Consider the following 18,017-nt stretch of genomic DNA (forward strand, 5'->3'; position numbering starts at 1 on the left):
CCACGTCGACACAGTCGAATCCCCAGCGAACGTCGATGCGTAGCGCAGCAACGTCGCCAACGACAACGGCTCGTCCTGCATAGTGCTCAACATCGCAACTCCTTCTTCTTCGATGACTTCCCCACAGAAAGCCAAGTCCCTTTCGGCCACCTTCGGCGTCTACGAAGTGATCGCGTAGAGCAACCCGATCCAACCGACCAGGAATATAGAATCGGCTTGCCGCTAGTGAGCACCGCACACGTCAGCCCACGCTCGAGGTCGGCCCAAGCCACGTCGAATTTGGTGGAGCGGCGGATTTCGGTGTCTGTCATTCGATGCAACTCACGCGGCCTTTGGGATCGCCGACGGTGTTCCTCTTCGATGTTCGTCCGGAATGCCCAGTGCGGCGTCCACGATCGAGGTGGTTCGTCAGCCCAGTAGGGCCTGAGTGGGTGCCGGTGGACCGGAAGTTCTCGTGGCGGGCGATGTTCAGTTGGGTGAGCCGGTCGGCGATTTGGTGGGTGCAGGTCTCGGCGCAGACCTCGCGTGGGCCGCCGATCGTGATCGCCTCGCACAGTTCGGGTTGCCTAGTCGTGCTCGGCCCGGCAGGGCTGGTCGAAGGGTGGATGCGACCTCACACGTACGGCGCAGTACCGAGCAGCTCGATCACCGCACTGAAGTCTTTGTCGCCATGTGTGTGAGCCATCTTGCCGAAGATTGTGGCGGCCTGAGTACCTATCGGCGCCGGCGAGCCCGTCGCGGATATAGCCTCCAGCGCCAGTCCGAGGTCTTTATTCATCAGCACAGTCGAAAACCCGGGAGCGAAGTCATGATTGGACGGCGATTCCGGTACGGGCCCCGGAACGGGGCAATTTGTGTTCGCAGCCCAACAATTTCCGGTCGAGCGGGTTATCACGTCGAAGAATGTCTGTGCCGATAAGCCGAGCCGCTCGGCGAGCAGGAAGGCTTCGGCTACGGCGATTTGCTGCACCGCAAGCACCATATTGTTGCAGATCTTGGCAGCCTGCCCGCAACCCGAGGCCCCACAGTGAATTACTTTGCCTGCCATGCATTCCAGCATCGGCAGTGCCCCTGCCAACACCGATGCAGAGCCGCCAACCATGAATGTCAACGTTCCCGCCACCGCGCCAGCTACCCCACCCGACACCGGTGCGTCGAGATGGTCGAAGCCGTGTTTATTCGCAACTTCATGAACGAATATGGCATCGTCGACAGATATGGTTGAGCTGTCAATAAAGAGCGTCTCCGGCGAAGCCACGGGCAGTATGTCACGATAGCAGCGTTTGACCGCTTCCCCGTTGGGCAGCATCGTTATCACCACATCGCTGTGCTCCACTGCGGCTCGCGCAGCGTCGGAGATCAGTACGCCCCTTTTCGCTGCGCAGGCCGATGCAACTGTCGCAGGGTCGAAACCGCGCACGTTGTAGCCGGACGAGACCAAGCGCGCCGACATCGGTCCACCCATGTTTCCGAGCCCGAGGAACGCGATCGTGGGCTCTGCATCCTTACTCATGATCAATCTCTTTCAGATACCGCCTGCGATCGAGATAAACACGGAGCGTGCGGCAATTATTTACTGACAGGTCCGATGGTTGAGCGCGTGAACGCGTGCGGCGCACTTACCATAACTGGCTTTGCACCTAGGTTGATGCGCGGGTTTAATCCATAGTCGGAATCACGAATTCAGCACCATCCTTGATTCCGGACGGCCACCGCGATGTCACGGTCTTGACCTTGGTGTAGAACTGGATCGACGCCGGACCGTGCTGGTTGAGGTCGCCGAAGCCTGAGCGCTTCCAGCCGCCGAAGGTGTGATACGCCACCGGCACCGGGATGGGCACGTTCACACCGACCATGCCGACTTGGACCCTGGATACAAAATCACGCGCCGTGTCGCCGTCGCGGGTGAACACCGCGACGCCGTTGCCGTACTCGTGCTCCGACGGAAGCCGCAAGGCCTCTTCATAGTCCTTGGCTCGCACCATGCACAGAACCGGCCCGAAGATCTCGTCGGTGTAGATGGACATGTCTGATGTGACATGGTCGAACAGCGTCGGGCCGATGAAGTAACCGTGCTCCAACTTATCGTCGCCGAATTGGAAGTCGTCCGCACCCCGTACGCGACCGTCGACGACGAGGTCGGCACCGACGGCCACGCCTGCGGCGATGTAATCGCGCACCCGCTCCAGCGCAGCGCTGGTCACCAACGGGCCGTACGTCGTCTTGGGGTCAAGGCTGTGGCCGACTCGCAAGTCCCTTGTCCGCTCAACCAGCCTGGCGCGCAGCCGATCTGCAGTCTGATCACCGACCGGCACCGCGACGCTGACTGCCATGCACCGCTCCCCCGCGCTGCCGTAGCTGGCGCCGATCAACGCGTCGACAGCCTGGTCGAGGTCGGCATCGGGCATGACGATCATATGGTTCTTGGCTCCGCCGAAACATTGCGCGCGCTTTCCGTTGGCCGCGGCACTCGAGTAAATGTACTGCGCGATGCCCGAGCTGCCGACGAAGCCAATCGCTTTGATCTCGGGATGTTCCAGAATGGCGTCCACGGCTTCCTTGTCGCCCTGCACCACCTGCAAGACGCCCGGCGGGAGGCCAGCCTGTTCGAAGAGTTCGCCGAGCCGCAACGGCACCGAAGGGTCGCGTTCGGAAGGCTTGAGTACAAAAGCGTTTCCGCACGCGATTGCAGGTCCTGCCTGCCACAGCGGGATCATCGCAGGGAAGTTGAACGGGGTGATGCCCGCGACGACCCCCAGTGGCTGGCGCAACGAGTAGACGTCGATTCCGCTGCCCGCATTCTCGGTGTACTCACCCTTGAGCAGGTGCGGGATGCCGACGCAGAATTCGATCACCTCGACACCGCGCTGAATGTCACCGAACGAGTCCTCCATTGTCTTACCGTGCTCCATCGACAGCATTCGCGCCAACTCGTCGCGGTTTTGATTGACCAGATCGATGAACCTCATCATCACCCGGGCTCGACGCTGAGGGTTCCAGGCAGCCCATTCCTTCTGCGCCTCGACGGCACCTGCGACGGCGACGTCGACGTCGGCAGGCGAGCCCATCGCCACCTGCGCTTGCGTCTCGCCGGTGTTGGGGTTGACGACGTCGACGGTTCGGGTCGATTGCCCGGCAGTACGCTGTCCATTGATGAAATGTTGAATCTGCGAAATCATGAGTGCTATCCAGGTAGAAGGTTTCAGATGCTGCGGAAGGTCGCGGAGGCCGAGGGGCGCACATCCCGCTAGGGCGCAAACTGCTTGCGTCCCAAGCCGAGAGTGGACATCACGATGCGGTCTTTCGTGGCGTCCGACACGTAGCGGAAAAACAGCAATGCGCCCTTCGCCTGAGCGCCCACAACGTACCGGGCGGCAGGCTTGCGCGAGACCAGCGCTTTGATCACAGCACGCACCACGGCCGCAGGCGGATCGGCCTTTCCCTTTGCCAAAGCCTCGCCTGTCGCCGCGATGGCTCGAGTGTAGATAGCCTTCGCTTCTGGGCTACCCGCGTACGCCGAGTTCTTCTCGGCAGTTGCGAAGAACCCAGTCGCGATGGCCCCAGGCTCGATATAACTGACCGACACACCTTGATATTTGAGCTCCATTCGAAGTGCGGAGCTGATCGAATCCAAGGCGGCTTTCGACGCAGACATCGCTCCATACATCGGTAGCGTCATTCGGCCTGCGGCACCACCGATGTTCACGATCCGGCCGTTCGCCGGCCGCAACATGGGAAGCATGGCCTGGGTCACGGCGACGTGCCCGATGACGTTGACCTCCATTTGGTGGCGCAGCGCGGCAATCGGCACCAGTTCCAGCGGGCCGTTGACGCTGATACCAGCGTTGTTGACCAGACCATAGAGTGGGCCGCCGTTGATGCGGGCGCTGATCTCGTCACGGGCCGCTGCGATCGACTCCGGATCGCATATGTCGAGTTCGATCTGCTGGATTCCGTGACGGCCGCTCAACCGGCCGTCCGGGTTACGCACGCCGGCGTACACAGTAAAGCCTAGCTCTGCCAACCGCGTGACGATGGCGGTTCCTATCCCGCCCGACGCGCCCGTCACAAGAACGTTTTTCATTTCGGTCGACACTTACCGGCTCCTTAAATTCAATATTCACGGCAATATTCCACTACCGCGGCCGTGTTGCATTAATTTCGGGTCGGCCCGGCTGGAGCGGCATCGCCAGCTCCGTCTGTCAAAATAGTGGCGGGCAACGAAGTCAGTCTGGTATGCAACTATCAGCTAGAACACCAGAAGGTTATTCGGGAAGACGCTGAGTAGTTGCCGACACAGGTTGTGATTGTGTGGTCGAATAGGTACCGCGATAGAACAGCAAAGGTCGTTCCTGTGGTATTGCAGGCTCGCGGACAGCGAAGACTCGCCCAACGACGATGTGGTGGTCTCCTGCATTATGGATGGTCTCGATCGTACAGTCGATCCAGGTCAAGGCGTGATCGAGGGCTGGCGATCCGGTGGGTGCGGGCCGCCATGCGACGGATTCGAATCCGCGATCTCCCGCAGTTCCGAAGTGTGCGCTCAGTTTCTCCTGTTCGCGTGAAAGTACGTTCACGCAGAACGATCCGGCCTGCTCGATGTGCAACCAACTGCGCGAGGATCTGCGTGGGCAAAACAATATCAAGGGCGGCTCCAGCGAAACGGACGCAAATGATTGGCAGGTGAATCCATAGGCTTTCCCATTGTGAATGGCCGTGACAACGGTAACTCCCGTGCAGAAATGTCCCAGTGTCTCCCGAAATCGGGCGGGGTCTATGCGGCTGTCAGTGGGAGATACGGTTAGGTGTTCATTGTGACTCACGTACGAACTAGCCCGGCCCGCGGCATGCATGCCTTCCCAGAAGGTCTACATCGAAGTCCGCGGCAATGTCGGCATTTGAGGAGACGAGATGACCTCGTCGAGCGAGGAGCCAAAGAGGCGCGCTGTGCAGCGCCATTGCCGCAGTCGCTGATCCGTGCTTTCGTCGTCATATTTCTCAATTCCTTTGATCGTTCATGACCCTAAGGCGGCCGCCGTAGCGGCGGCCTTCATGAAAGTCCGAGTAAGCCCCACGTCTTTCCCTCTGCGGCGCCGAGAAGCTCTTGCCCGCAGTCCTTGTAGAATGAGTCGCCAACCAGGACATGTTGGGTTACGGCATGTACATCGCGCAGACATCGCTGCAATGCACTGTCACGCAGCGCTGTTCCGCCGCCGACTCGGTAAGACCACGTGGCGACCTGTTCCGCGATGGTCGTGGCATGCAGCAGCGCCAAATGCAGCATCGTCTGGTGGCGGGTCGAGAATGGTTCACCGGCTAGGATCGAGGCTTCCAGGTCCGACCATTGCTCGTAGACGAAAGCACGTGCACTGCGCAGTGCCGCTTCGATTTTCGCGTACGCGGCCTGTACACGTTCGTTGTATGCAGGTGGCGCGAACGGCCCTTTAGCCGAACTCGCGATGACGACGGCTTCGTCGAGCGCGTGCCGCGCAACGCCGAGAGCCGCAGCGGTATGACCCAAGAGAGCCCAGGCCGGGAAGCCGATCATCGCAAAGGGTCCACCGTGCGTGGGCGCGCCGGTCAGGTCGATGCCATTGTCGCCCGGGACAATGACGGATTCGATGGTGTAGTCGACGCTGCCGGTTGCGCGCAGTCCGAGCACATTCCAGTTGCCCGCAGCCTGCACATGGGTCCTGGGCACGAGGAAGACCCGAACCTGGGGTGCGCCGTTGGCGTCGAGCTGAGGGCTGCCGTCTGGTCTCGTGATGAGGCAGGTGCCCAGAATCAAGTCGGCGACATGGAACCCACTGGCATAGGACCAGCGTCCGCTGATTCGGAAGCCTCCCTCAGCCGGCGTGGCCCGCCCGGTAGGCGCTCCCTGACCCGCGATCATGGGTGTTCCCTGTTCACACAATCGGGCAGCCACTGCCGGATCGAGATAAGACAGCATCATGGCCAGACTGTTTGTCACCATGGCGACCCAGCCCGCCGAGCCATCGGCGATCGCGATTGTTTCGAGTATCCGAAGAGCTTCGAGCGGGGGTATTCCGCAACCGCCGTGTTCTTCGGGTGCGCAGAAGTTCAGAAGGCCTGCCGAACGCAGGGCGTCGACAGTGTTGTCATTCAAATGTCCCAGGCTGTCGTTGGCGGGTGCCTCGGCTCGCAACAACTCGGTCAGCGACTCCGCGCGGCCTAGTAGTTCGGCGGCCGAAGTCGGCAGCGCGCCCACTCGTACAGTCGACATCGCAATCACCGTCCGCTGGTCGGCCCGGGCAGCACCGCGCCGGCGAGAAGTTGACGACACAGGGCCACCACAATGTCCGGGTGGGTGACGTGCGGAACGTGCGCTCCGGCAAGCCGATGTACCTCGATGTGCAGCAAATCGGCAAGTCGGTGCGCTCCAGCGGTCAGGTACGACGGGGATTCGGCTCCGATTGCGATAGTCAGCGGGACCTGCGGCTGGAAAGTTTCGGCGGTGAGCTCGGACAGACCGGGGAACTCGGTATTGAAGAGGGTTGCGGCATTACCCAGCATCCGATCTCGCAGTGCGGGTGCGATCGCGTCGTAGACGTCACTGCCCGCGACGAGACGAAGCATCGCTTCCGCCCCGCCTCGATAGTCACCGGCGGCGAGGAACGGGGCAATGGCTTCGAGCATCGGACCGGTCGCGACAGTGGGGTCCTCGAGCAGGAATGCCAGGAACGGCTCGTGCAACACAGCCAGGCGGACGAGGTCCGGCCGCTGTAACGCCAGGTTCAACCCGATCGCTCCGCCTAGGCTATTTGCCCATACCGCAGCCGGTCCTACGTCCAGGAACTCCAGCAGAGCTGCCGCGTCACCCGCCTGTTGGTGCAGCGACGTCGCCGTCCAGCCATCTGGCGCAGGGCTGCGGGAGTTTCCGCGTCGGTCGTAGGTGATCACGGTGTTGGTTTCGGAAAGCGACTCGCTCACCGCTTCCCATCCACCGGCGTCACCGAATGCGCCGGAGATGAACAGGATAGGTGGACCGTCTCCGCGCGTCTCGTAGTGCAGCTCGGTCTCGTTGAGGATGGCCGTGGCTGCCCTGTAGTTGCTTGTCATTCGTGTCCTTTGCCTCATTGCAGTGGATAACTTGGTGCTGATCAAGACGGCACATCATGTGCTGGCTATGTCGGAGACGAAGCCTGATCGGCGAGCTTGCCGCAGTCCGTAGCGGGTAATGCCGCCGATCACCACCCGATACAGCAGTTTCGACGGCGGTAGCCGATATCCCGCCTGTGTGTGGGGTGCGTACGACACCTCATCGGCCCCGGCCTCCGCTTCGAGCCAGCCGGTGTAGAGGCGCTGCTCTTGGCCGAGCGCGGCCTTACTGAACCAGTGCGCTGTCAAACCCGCACGTCGGCCACCACCCGGAACGAGCCCTTGGGGAATATCGAGCGCAATTCCGTGCTCGGTTTGCCGAACTCCACCGACGGGCACCACCATCGGGAAGCCGTCCCCGTCGACCCAGCCGAGCAGCGCGTCAGGTAGCTTCGAGACTCGCCTCACCACCTGGGCGATATCAACCCTGGGACTGGTGCCCTTGCCCGGCGGTTTTTGCGATGCCAGCAGACCAACCGGTGTGGGTACTCCATGCACCACCCTCTCCGTTCGGCACGACAGATCCGACCATGTCGAGACCCGTTCCACCGCCACGCGAATGCCGATGCGCTCCCACTGGTAAGCCTTCATCCACCAACCCCATAGGCCGCGATCTCGCGGTCCCATGAATCGTTCCCAGTTCGCGTCGATCGATTCCAACCACGCTCGGTCCACGTTGGTCGAAAACGAGGCGGTTCCTTGCATCAGCACGTAGTGCGGTTCGTGGGCGTAACCGTGACGTCGGGTGTGGAAGGCGAGCGCGACCCGAGGATTGCGTCGTATCCGCGCGAGCTTGCGCCAGGCCGCCAACGAACTCAGAAGAGTCACTGTGCCATCCGCACGGTCTTGCAGAGCAAAGTTCGTCAGTGGCGTCATCACTACCCCACCCGCCGGCGTGACGCTTGCGAACATGACCACCAAGTCTCCACTCAGGACGGTTTCGACCTCGTCTGTCCAGCTGACAACGCCTGTTTGCCGCTCGCTGGAACCGTCCGAACCACTCATTGAGAGAGCCTCCGATCGCTGTGATGTTGCCAAGAGGATAATTCTCGACAAGGTTGATTGTCAAGACCCACAGTCTCGACAAAGTGGTGTTCACTCGCGCGCTACGCTGACTTGGTGACGAATGAGACATCAGGCGGCACCGACAACGCGCCAGCCTCGACTATGCGACGCCGCCACACCGGACGGCGCCGCAACGAGGAGGCGCGGCAGGCGATTCTGCACTCGGCCATCGCATTGCTGACAGCACCCCACTCTTCCACCATCACAATGGATGCGCTGGCGAAAGAAGCAGGTGTCGGTGTTCAAACCATCTACCGATGGTGGCCATCCAAAGCTGCGGTCCTAGCCGATGCGTTGACAAACGACGCCCGCGACCGGATACCGGAAACTGATACAGGTACCACACTAGGAGACCTCACGGCCTTCTTGGCGGCCTCGTTCCGAGCGGCGAACTCGACGCCGGTGTCGCGCGCACTCAGAACACTGATGGCCGCGGCTCAGCACGATCCTCATGCCGCCGAGGTTCTTCGTACCTACACCGCTCAACGTCGATCAGTAGTGCTCGCGATACTCGAGCACGGACAACGGCGCGGCGAACTCACAACCGATGCCAACCTCCCCCTTGTGGTCGACCATGCGTTCGGTTTCATCTGGTATCGACTGCTGGTCGGGCACGCCCCCCTCGACGAGACAGCCGCCGCGGAAGAGGCCACCTATCTGCTCCGGCCAATACTGAATAATCTGCGTGAATGAGATTCGATCAGCCTAGGGGCACGACCCAGTCCGGAAGGCACGCCCCGATGCTCATGCGTGGCATAGGCAACAAAACTGGCGGTACGCGGGCTCGCCAGTCGCGATAATACTCGGGACGCAAGTCGAATACCGGCGGCGGAAGGGCCGTCGGCAGACCCTACCGATTGATGGCGTCAGTGACGGAATACTCCTGCGGGTTGAGGAACTGGGGATCATGTAGGGCCAGCATGTCCCATACCGCTTTGGTCGAAGCTAATTGGTCGCTAGTCCAGTTGTGCCGGTAGTTGGTGTCGTGCAGCTGACCCGTGTCGCAGACACCGTCGGTTGCGATATCTGAATACTGCCCGCGGTGCCTGAGCACTGCCGCTGCACCCCGACCGAGCACAGTCCCTTCTTCACGAAACCCGTCTCATCGACCACCAGCACCCCGTCCGGTGAAGCCAATGCCTCGACCACATACGCGCGGACCTGATCGCGCACCTCGCGCGCCCGGTTCAGCAGATGCCGGCACCCGTCGGGGCACTCACCGCCCCCGCCGACCTCGGCCAGCTGTCGTGAGTTCTTCCACTCCGCCAGCGCCAGCAACCCTGCCACATACGCCCTCGCCCACCCTGCGGCTCCGCCCGCCCGAACAACCCCACCAACGCGAGCCAACACATCATCCAGACTTCCTCGCCACACCGAAATATCCTGCGGCACAACGTTATCCAGCAGCAGCCCGCAGAATCTTCGACGGAGAGTGTCAACCGTCCTCGAGCGTTGATATCGACCGGTTGCGACATCATGGCCCCTCCGATCCGGTCGGCACCCAAGGAGTGAGGCTCGTCGAGAAGGGATGGATCACCGGAAAATTTACCGGAACCGACCGTATTGACAAACGTCTTGTCGAGACGTACGGTATTGACAACTCGAATTGACCCGAAGGTGATGCGGACGTTTCACAGAGTTCGCCCGAAGATGCGTCGAAGTGAGGTGGTGAACCATGTATCTGAACGGGGATGCGTCACCAGAGGAGCGACAAGGCGACCATCCCTCTTCGATGGGCGATGTGCCGCTGTTGGATCCAGCACAGCTGTTTCAGGCGATCTCCGGGCGCTTCTCCGGCGTCTTACCATTGTCTGGATGGGCACGGGAACTTGGCGATTTGCATGCCGAATTGATGCGGTTCGAACTCGACCGGGTGCCGCGGCTACGCGACTTCGATAGTGAGCAAGTTCGCGCCAGGATCGATCGAGTCATAGGTGAGATCGATGCATGGGCGGCGGTCCATGTGCCTCGCGCGAAAGGCGCACGGAAGCATACACATTCACTGGGCGAGGTCATCAGTCACATCACAAAAACCTACGCCGAGGCTTGGTGGACAGTACTGCATTCAGTAGATACCGAACTGCGATGCCAGGCTTGGTTCCATCTGGGCGAGGCTCGCGAAGGCTATACCGAAATGGTTAACGAGTTACGGGAAAGGCATCTTCAACTACCGTTGGGGGCGAGTGGAATTCGAAGAGGTCGAATCGGATGTTGAAGGCGCGATCAAGACTACCGCCAGTAACGCAAAGAGCCCACCGACCATCTCGGCAACGAATATGAGAGGCACGTATGGAAAACCCAAATTGATACAGGCTTGGACGACGACTTTCGGGCCGATCAGAAGTCCCAGTTGAATGAGCAGGCAGGCGAAGCCGGATCCATTGGATGCATTTATCTGAGCCTGTTTCAACGATATCCTACTCCGGTTCAGGCCGCCCCGAGGTGCGGATGCTCGGCATCCTCACTCCCTGGCAATGACGCCACGGTAGTTCACAATGGCGTGATCCTCGGGTCGGCAGTGAACTCGAGGTCATTCAGTTCAATGCCGTCGAATGCGACATATGGCCTGCTCTGTCTGCATGCAAGCCCCTCCGCTGGAAGCGGAGTTTCGTCCATCGTCTAACGATTAAGTATTTGGGAATATTTTGTTCCATGATTGAAGTACATTGCTTGATATGCGGAACCGAGTTGTACTCGAAAACGGATCGTCCTCGACATAGTCATGAGTGCTGTTTCTGTTTCACATCGGAGCAACGTGGCATTCGAATGACATCGGAGGATTGGAACGCTGTCGCCGGTTGGCTCGACCCGAGTCGAAACGTGCTCAGGGGGCAAATGGCGGCCGAATAACTGCCTCGACCCTGGCTCAGGGACGATCAGGCGCGCCCTGCTCTCCGGCAAGCTCGGCCGGGTCGTCGTGACGACATCGCCACCGCCGTCCCGGATTCCGAATTTCGTATTCACTATGCTGCCGAACGCCGACTCCGTGGCCGAAGCCCTGCCCCAGGCAGGGGACGGCGTCTTCGATCTCGCCGATGCGGAAGCTGTTGTCATCGATTGCTCGGACTATCGATGTGGACCAGGCCCGCGGACTCCACACGGTTGCCGAATATCGCTCGGTTCGTTTTCTCGATGCGCCGGTTTCCGGAGGAGTCAACGGCGCTATGGCGGGACGCTGACGATCATGGTGGGCGGTGACGAGTCATTCGAATCAGCTCGGCCATCCTCGAGGATTTTGGCAGCTATGTCGTCCATCTAGGCGGTGCCAAACTCGGACAAGCCGCGAAGATCGTCAGCAACATTAGCTTCGGGATTTGTCTCGCCGCCACATGTGAAGGGGTCGTGTTGGCCGAGCAACTGGGGCTGGACTCACCCGCTCGTGCAGCGATAACGGGGCTGCGCGCATCTGGCACCCGGTCGCCGACGTTGTGAACAGCACGCCCAGCGGCCGAGACTTCGCACCCGGATTTATCGCATCCCTCTTGGTCAAGGACCTCACGCTGGCGCTCCGTGCCGGCGACACCGCAGGTAGCCCGCTGAAAATCGCGTGCACAACCCATCGCCTGTCACCGAACACATGAATGCCGACGTCGCGCACCTCGACTGCATCTCCCTTCACCGCCCTACGCGCGGTCGTGACGAGCCGGACCGGCTTGAGGTGCTGCGATGAGACACCTTCTGTCGATCTCAGGCGGCGAGTGCGCGTTGGCGGTTGCTGACGTGGGTTTCTTCGTTGTAGGCGATGCCGCGGGTCAGGCAGTGCCACAGGAAGTCGAGCCACCGGTTGGCCAGCGCGCGCAGGGCACGGTGGTGGAATTTGCCTTTGGCGATCTTGGAGTCGTATAACTCGAGTGCCCATTTGGAGGTGCACAGGCTGCAGAACGCCCATCGATGGACCGCAGCGCCGAGGTAGCGTTGTGCGCGAGTCTGCGGTTGACGACGAATTCGCTGCGTCCGGATCTGCGGGTGACCGGTGCGGTGCCTACGTAGCATTGCAGCGCGTTCGCGGTCATGTATTGCTGGTTGTGGCCCCGATTTCGTCTGCGATCCGGGCGGCGAGGACATGCCCGAGTTTGGGAAGCTCAGGTAGATTTCACCGCCCGGGACGGCTTTTCCGGGATCGGGATCCCTGGGCTGTTTGTCACGACGATAGCGGACATCGCCGAGCAGCAACCCGCTCATGCGCCGTGCCCAGTCTTTACGGTCTTGGCCCAGGACCATCAGCTGGTTAGCGGTCATCGCGATGGTGGTGGCCTTGGCGCGCACCAGATACTCGCGGGCGAGCAACTGCTCGACCGCCAGCGCGCCCAGCACCCGAGCAGCGAAGCGGTCGGGCCATCCGTGTTTCGCGCCACAGGCGAATGCTTCCAGACTGTCACGGTCGAGCTCGGCCAGATCAGCGTTAGTACCGGATACGCCTGTCTCTCATTCGCTGTCAGCGGACGCTGGCCCGGAGCCGTGATCCAGACCGAATATGCGGCGGATTTCTTGTTCATACTGTTCGAAGGGCAGCTTGCGTTTGAGTACCGTGATCGCCTGCGCATCCTTACCAACGACGCGCCGAAAGGTGTCGTCCGATTCGAGAGCTGCCGCGCAAATTGCCTCTACGACCTCGTTGGGGTCCTGCAGGCGCCCAGTGATCATCGTGCGGTCGATGGCCTCCGTCATCCAGGCGAATGTCTCGCGCTCGGGATGGTCGTCGGCGAAGGCGGCGGGATATCTCGCGGCACCAAAGAAGTTGGTGTCGTATGCCCCCGGTTCGATCACCACGACCCTTACCCCGTGTGCCGCCAGCTCCCAGCGCAGCGCTTCGGAAAGTGCCTCTACACCGTGCTTACTAATGCTGTACGCCGACTCGAACGGCGCTCCGACGAGCCCCGCCATGGAACTGATGTTCACCACCGTCCCCGATCGGCGGGCGATCATCGACGGGACGACATATCGAACCATACGAGCTACACCGAGTACGTTCACATCGAAGGTCTGCGTCAGGTCGTTGTCGGAGAACGTCGTCAGCGGCCCTAAGGGACCTCTCTGACCGGCATTGTTGACCAAAGTATCGATTTCGCCTTCGGCGTTGATTTCCTGCAAGGCACTTTCGATGGAGTCCGAATCGGTGACGTCCAAGCGGTGCAGTGACAGGGGTAGATCTTCCTGTTGGGCAGCTCGCGTCAATGGCTCGGCCGCCGTGAGATCACGCATAGTGGCGAATACGCGCTGGCCGCGGCGTGCGAGCTCGAGCGCACTGCGCTGACCGAAGCCGCTACTGCAACCGGTGATGAGAATGTTCGTCATTGGAATGGCTGTCCTTTCGCTGGCTTGCCCAGATAGGAGTTGACTTGACGGCGACGCTTTGTGGTAAGCCGAGCGCCGGCAAAGCGCTCGGCGGATGGATTGGATGCGGCATTGATCTTTAGATGATCAACGTCTGGCCAATAGCCAGCATTAGCTTGCTGCGGCCAAGACCTAGTTAGCCATTGCGACGCCAGAGGATGGCTACACTGCTATCCATCCCGCAGTGATCTCGCCCTAAAGGGGAGTGGCGGGGAAGGTTGGTGACCACCCATGCCGACCATCCTGACAGGACCGAAAAGCGCGCACCGCCGCACGCAACGGGCATCTGCAACAACGAGTGCGCTATCGACTATTTTGTGCACCATTAAGAGTCCAGATCGAAGGGCCGGCAATGCCAGACAAGAAGATTGTCGCGCAAATTCCTCACACCGCATGTCGTGTTCCTCAACCAGATGAGCATCTGGTCAAGGAACACGATCGGAGGGATGCGCTTCGGTGGGGTTCATCACGACGTCGGCTCGTCTTCCGACCGGCGACCGAGCAGAGCTTCAGACCAGGCCGATCAGACTCCATGCCTTTCCCTCGGCCACGCCGAGCAAAGCTCGTCCGCAAGTCTTTGTAGAAGGCGTCTCCGATCAGGACGTGCTGAGTGGCGGCGTGGATGTCGCGGAGAGATCGTTGCGGAGCGCCCTCGCGCAGAGCGGTGCCGCCGCCTGTCCGATAGGACCATTGTTCTGCTGCATTAGTCGCATTCAGCAGGGTCAGTCGCAGAAGGGTGTGCTGACGTGTGGCGAACTCGTTGCCGGCCTCGACTTCGACCTGGATGTCGGCCCATTGCTCGAAGACGAAAGCGCGAGCACTTCGGAGGCACGCCTCGGCCCGGGAACGGTCTTGCAGACCGAAATTTTTGAGGGGACTCAGCACAACCCCCTCGGCCGGCGTGACGTCGGCAAGCATCACGGCCAAGTCGCCGTTCAGGACCTCCTCGACCAAGTCGGGCCAGTCGCATCCGCCACTTGGCTGAACCGCATTGTTCGTGCCGCTCACTCCCGCACCTCCTCGCAGAATACCGGTACGGTAAGTCTTGACAAATCATGTTGTCAAGACGCATCGTTCTGATAAATTAGAGGATGACAGTGCGCGATACCCGCTCGAATTCGCCAGCCTCAGGAGTTTGCATGCTGCGCCGACTCCAACAGGTAGGCGGGGTGATGAGGCTGGCGCAGGCACCTCGCAGGACCGCGCCAGGCGGTATCCTCAAACGGGACGGAGGCAGCGGATTTGGTACAGCAGACACCGGCCGGAGGTTCCCGTCGGCCCCATACTGGCCGACGCCGCAACGAGGAAGCCCGCCAGGCAGTGTTGCAGGCAATGATGGATCTTCTAATGGCTTCGGACACCACCGCCATCACGATGGAGGCGCTTGCCACAGCCGCCGGGGTCAGCAAGCAGACGATCTATCGCTGGTGGCCGAACAAGGCTTCCGTGGTCGCGGAGGCTTTGAGTGAACGAGCCCGCGCGCGCGTACCGACCGTGGATACCGGAAGCGTTCTCGGCGACATGACTGCGTTCCTGCAAGCCACCTTCAAAGCAGCCAACTCCCGCCCGGTCGCTCGTGCTCTGCGAACACTGCTTGCCGAAGCACAAACCGATTCTGGAGCCGCCGAGATCCTTCACACCTACACTGACGAGCGGCGTCAAGCGTTGGCAGCGTTGCTACAAAGAGGCCAACAGCGAGGGGAACTCGGCGAGGATATCGATCTCCCCTTAATCATCGACCAAGCGTTCGGCTTCGTGTGGTATCGGCTTGCAGTTCGACACGCAACCCTCGACCGCTCCGCCGCGATCGCGCTCTCTGAGAACCTACTGCCGGGAACACACTCTTCTTCACAGACATAGTCGACGACCCATGGAGAGCACTGATCGGAACCATGGATGACCCCGGGGTACCTTCCTTCCCTGAGGACTTGAAAGACAACGGGCTTCAGGTAGCCGTAGAACGCGCCGCATTTCGGGCGGATATGCCGTAGCTGCTTGTTACAGGTGGTCGGTGACGGTAGATGGTTTCGCGGGAGACGCCGAAGGTTTCGGTGATTTGGGCGACAGTGTAGCGGGCGTTTGGCTCAGTGCGCTCGGCCTGCGCCTTTTGGGTGCCTGCGGTGCCGTGTCGGGGCTGCGAAGGTGGTGGGATTTGAACCGTCACGAGTCGGGGACCGCTTCCTCCTAGAGGAAGATGGTTCCCATCATGTCGAAGCGCTACCCCCGAGGTTCGTGAGAAGGCTGTGCGTCTGGCTCTCGAGCGCCTCGATGAGTACGGCACCCCGTATGCCGCTGCGCAGGCAATCGCGCGGTTGGTAGATGTCCATTTCGAGACGCTGCGGATCTGGATCAAGAAGGCGTTGGCCGAGGGCCGAGCGAAGCGGCCGGCGCGGGCCTGTCCGCGCCCGAGCGCGAGGAACTGACCGAACCGCGGCGAGAGGTCCGCGACCTCAAGCAGGCCAACGAGATCCTGAAGCTGGCGTCGACTTTCTTCGCGTTGCTGTTGGGGCCCAGCGAGGTTCGCTTGTTTTTCGCTGCCCCGGGCGTTCGAATGCTGGTGGCTTGTCACGATGTGCGGCCCCGCTGGGCCCGGCCAGTGGGGTTCGTGGCTCGATATGAGCGCGTGAACTGCCCAATTGACGCGTACCCGCCCTTACTCGGCTCGTCAGATCTGGATGAACTGCGGAGAGGACGAAAACCGTTGAGCCTGATCGTGATCGGCGTAGATGCTCACAAGCGCAGCCATACCATGGTGGCCGCCGACTGGCGGTGAAGACGATCGGAACGACCAGTGAAGAACATCTCAAGGCCGTGGAGTGGGCCAAACAAGGGTCCGGCGTGAGGTTCGCGCTGGAGGACTGCCGCCATGTCACCCGTCGGTTCGAACGCGATCTGCTGGCCGCGGGATTCGAGGTCGTCCCGGTGCCGACACATCTGATGGCCGCCGCCCGCCAAGGTAGCCGGCAGAAGGGTAAGTCCGACCCGATCGACGCCCTGGCCGTCGCGCATGCCGCGTTGCGCGAACTGGATCTGCCGACCGCGCGCTTGGACGGGCCCGCACGAGAGGTGAAGCTGCTGTCGGACTACCGCCACATCCCGGTCACCGAGCGCACCGACCGTCTGCGCTGGCACCTGCACGAACTCGACCCCGGTCTGGAGATCCCCTCCCGCGGGCTGCGCCGCTACTGCGTAACCCACGACCTCGCGCAACGACTGACCGGCTTCGACGGGCTGGTCGCCCGGCTCGCACGGCAGATGACCGCACGCTGCCGGGAGCTGACCCGACAAGTCAACGATCAGGAAGGCCAACTGCGCGACTGGGTCCGGGCGCTAGCGCGAGCCTGCTCGCCATCCCCGGCTGCGGAGTACTGTCGGCCGCGGTGATCATCGGGGAAACCGCTGGGGCCGGGCGGTTCCGGAACAAGGATGCTTATGCGCGGTTCACCGGGACCGCGCCGATCCCGGTGAAGTCGGGCGCCACCTCGGGCAAGGTGCGCCTCAACCGCGGCGGCAATCACTGGATCAACTGCGCCCTGCACATGATCGCACTCACCCAGACCCGCGGCCTCGGGCCCGGCAAGGACTACGTCGACAAGCTCGTCGGCCGCGGCAAGACCCGCGTCGAGGCCGTGCGATTGCTGCGCCGACGTCTGTCCGACGTGGTCTTCCGTTCCCTGATCACCGACGAGCGAGTCGCCGCACAGACCTGCCCCGCGAATACGGAAACGGTTGTTTTGCAGATGGCTTGACATAGGAGCATCCGGGAACTCGACCCGCGACACCGGTGATAGTCGGGTTCATCGACGAGTACCGCCAGGTCTACGGCGTCGAGTCGATCTGCCGCGCGCTGTCTGCGCACGGAGTCCAGATCGCGCCGCTGACCTACCGCAAAGCCCGCCACCGACCACCCTCGGCCCGCGATGCCACCGACGCCTACCTCGAGAACGCGTTACGAGACCTCGCGGGCAAGCCCGAGCAAATGTACGGCCGCCGCAAGATGACCCGCTACCTGCGCCGCCAAGGTCACGACGTGGCGTTCTGCACCGTCGACCGGATCATGGGCGAACTCGGGCTCAACGGTGTCGTGCGAGGCCGCAAGCATCGCACCACGATCCCGGGCAAGGACGGCGTGCGCGCCACCGACAAGCTCAACCGCGACTTCACCGCCCCCGCTCCGGACCGGGTGTGGGTCGCGGATTTCACCTACGTCTCGACCTGGACCGGATGGGCGTATGTGGCGTTCGTGTTCGACGCTTACTCTCGCGCGATCGTGGGCTGGACCGCCGCGGCCACGAAGACGACAGCGTTGGTGGACAAAGCTCTCAACATGGCGGTGTGGCGGCGCGGCCACTACGGGCATCCGGTCGAGCCCGGCCTGATATTTCATACCGACGCGGGCAGCCAGGCCGTATTCAATCGGTCGTCGCAACACCGGTTTGTTGGAGCGATCGTAGCTGCTCGGTGAAGGCTTCAGCGGGCGTCTTCCAGCCGAGGCTTTT

General features: G+C 61.6%; 17 protein-coding genes and 1 pseudogene. 7 read left to right on the forward strand and 11 right to left on the reverse strand.

Annotated elements, in window-relative coordinates; translation table 11 throughout:
• Nucleotides 1-613: 613 nt before the first annotated feature.
• From mmsB to AB0L97_RS36915, 7 genes are all read right to left on the reverse strand, one after another.
• Nucleotides 614-1,513, reverse strand: coding sequence for a 3-hydroxyisobutyrate dehydrogenase (gene mmsB / locus AB0L97_RS36885; RefSeq protein WP_364439220.1), 900 nt, complete (start codon nt 1,511-1,513; stop codon nt 614-616).
• Between the two features lie 145 nt (nt 1,514-1,658).
• On the reverse strand, nt 1,659-3,179 hold the full coding sequence (locus AB0L97_RS36890; RefSeq protein ID WP_364439223.1) for a CoA-acylating methylmalonate-semialdehyde dehydrogenase: 1,521 nt from the start codon (nt 3,177-3,179) through the stop codon (nt 1,659-1,661).
• A 68-nt stretch (nt 3,180-3,247) separates the two neighbouring features.
• The gene (locus AB0L97_RS36895) at nt 3,248-4,096 is read right to left on the reverse strand and encodes an SDR family NAD(P)-dependent oxidoreductase (protein ID WP_364439226.1); all 849 of its coding nucleotides are present in this window, start codon (nt 4,094-4,096) and stop codon (nt 3,248-3,250) included.
• A gap of 169 nt (nt 4,097-4,265) precedes the next feature.
• Nucleotides 4,266-4,853 (reverse strand): 3-hydroxy-9,10-secoandrosta-1,3,5(10)-triene-9,17-dione monooxygenase reductase subunit, encoded by a 588-nt coding sequence (gene hsaB / locus AB0L97_RS36900; protein ID WP_364439229.1) that lies wholly within the window; start codon nt 4,851-4,853, stop codon nt 4,266-4,268.
• A 197-nt stretch (nt 4,854-5,050) separates the two neighbouring features.
• Entirely contained in the window at nt 5,051-6,244 is a 1,194-nt protein-coding gene (locus tag AB0L97_RS36905; protein WP_364439231.1) for an acyl-CoA dehydrogenase family protein, read from the reverse strand.
• 5 nt (nt 6,245-6,249) lie between these two features.
• Entirely contained in the window at nt 6,250-7,125 is an 876-nt protein-coding gene (locus AB0L97_RS36910) for an alpha/beta hydrolase (protein ID WP_364439234.1), read from the reverse strand.
• 9 nt (nt 7,126-7,134) lie between these two features.
• Nucleotides 7,135-8,124 carry a pyridoxamine 5'-phosphate oxidase family protein gene (locus AB0L97_RS36915; protein WP_364439237.1) on the reverse strand — a complete coding sequence of 330 codons (990 nt, stop codon included), beginning with the start codon at nt 8,122-8,124 and terminating at the stop codon, nt 7,135-7,137.
• Nucleotides 8,125-8,238: 114 nt separating this feature from the next.
• Here AB0L97_RS36915 and AB0L97_RS36920 point away from each other — a divergent pair, with 114 nt between their 5' ends.
• Entirely contained in the window at nt 8,239-8,877 is a 639-nt protein-coding gene (locus AB0L97_RS36920) for a TetR/AcrR family transcriptional regulator (protein ID WP_364439240.1), read from the forward strand.
• Nucleotides 8,878-9,129: 252 nt separating this feature from the next.
• Here the strand turns inward: AB0L97_RS36920 and AB0L97_RS36925 are convergent, their stop codons facing one another.
• Nucleotides 9,130-9,534 (reverse strand): transposase, encoded by a 405-nt coding sequence (locus tag AB0L97_RS36925; RefSeq protein WP_364439258.1) that lies wholly within the window; start codon nt 9,532-9,534, stop codon nt 9,130-9,132.
• 325 nt (nt 9,535-9,859) lie between these two features.
• Between AB0L97_RS36925 and AB0L97_RS36930 the strand changes: the two genes are divergently transcribed.
• Both AB0L97_RS36930 and AB0L97_RS36935 read left to right on the forward strand, forming a co-directional pair.
• The gene (locus AB0L97_RS36930) at nt 9,860-10,399 is read left to right on the forward strand and encodes a hypothetical protein (RefSeq protein WP_364439243.1); all 540 of its coding nucleotides are present in this window, start codon (nt 9,860-9,862) and stop codon (nt 10,397-10,399) included.
• Nucleotides 10,400-11,219: 820 nt separating this feature from the next.
• The gene (locus AB0L97_RS36935; RefSeq protein WP_364439246.1) at nt 11,220-11,363 is read left to right on the forward strand and encodes an NAD(P)-binding domain-containing protein; all 144 of its coding nucleotides are present in this window, start codon (nt 11,220-11,222) and stop codon (nt 11,361-11,363) included.
• Between the two features lie 573 nt (nt 11,364-11,936).
• On the opposite strand, the gene AB0L97_RS36940 is transcribed toward AB0L97_RS36935, so the two are convergent.
• From AB0L97_RS36940 to AB0L97_RS36950, 3 genes are all read right to left on the reverse strand, one after another.
• Nucleotides 11,937-12,197: a hypothetical protein gene (locus AB0L97_RS36940; protein ID WP_364439249.1), complete on the reverse strand. Its 261-nt coding sequence runs from the start codon at nt 12,195-12,197 to the stop codon at nt 11,937-11,939.
• Nucleotides 12,198-12,609: 412 nt separating this feature from the next.
• Nucleotides 12,610-13,479: an SDR family oxidoreductase gene (locus AB0L97_RS36945; RefSeq protein WP_364439252.1), complete on the reverse strand. Its 870-nt coding sequence runs from the start codon at nt 13,477-13,479 to the stop codon at nt 12,610-12,612.
• A 444-nt stretch (nt 13,480-13,923) separates the two neighbouring features.
• A complete protein-coding gene (locus tag AB0L97_RS36950) occupies nt 13,924-14,436 on the reverse strand; it encodes a hypothetical protein (protein WP_364439261.1) in 513 nt (170 codons plus the stop codon).
• A 417-nt stretch (nt 14,437-14,853) separates the two neighbouring features.
• Between AB0L97_RS36950 and AB0L97_RS36955 the strand changes: the two genes are divergently transcribed.
• The 4 genes and pseudogenes from AB0L97_RS36955 to AB0L97_RS36970 form a co-directional block, all read left to right on the forward strand.
• Nucleotides 14,854-15,378, forward strand: a complete 525-nt coding sequence (locus AB0L97_RS36955; RefSeq protein WP_364439264.1) for a TetR/AcrR family transcriptional regulator C-terminal ligand-binding domain-containing protein — start codon at nt 14,854-14,856, stop codon at nt 15,376-15,378.
• 951 nt (nt 15,379-16,329) lie between these two features.
• Nucleotides 16,330-16,902: a transposase gene (locus tag AB0L97_RS36960; protein WP_364439267.1), complete on the forward strand. Its 573-nt coding sequence runs from the start codon at nt 16,330-16,332 to the stop codon at nt 16,900-16,902.
• On the forward strand, nt 16,899-17,267 hold the full coding sequence (locus tag AB0L97_RS36965; protein WP_364439255.1) for a transposase: 369 nt from the start codon (nt 16,899-16,901) through the stop codon (nt 17,265-17,267). Before AB0L97_RS36960 ends, AB0L97_RS36965 begins: the two co-directional genes overlap by 4 nt.
• Before the next feature lie 35 nt (nt 17,268-17,302).
• Nucleotides 17,303-17,917: pseudogene (locus AB0L97_RS36970) on the forward strand (IS3 family transposase); the annotation flags it as partial.
• Nucleotides 17,918-18,017 lie beyond the last annotated feature (100 nt).

This window comes from Nocardia sp. NPDC051911, assembly GCF_040681035.1.
Lineage (GTDB): Bacteria > Actinomycetota > Actinomycetes > Mycobacteriales > Mycobacteriaceae > Nocardia > Nocardia sichangensis.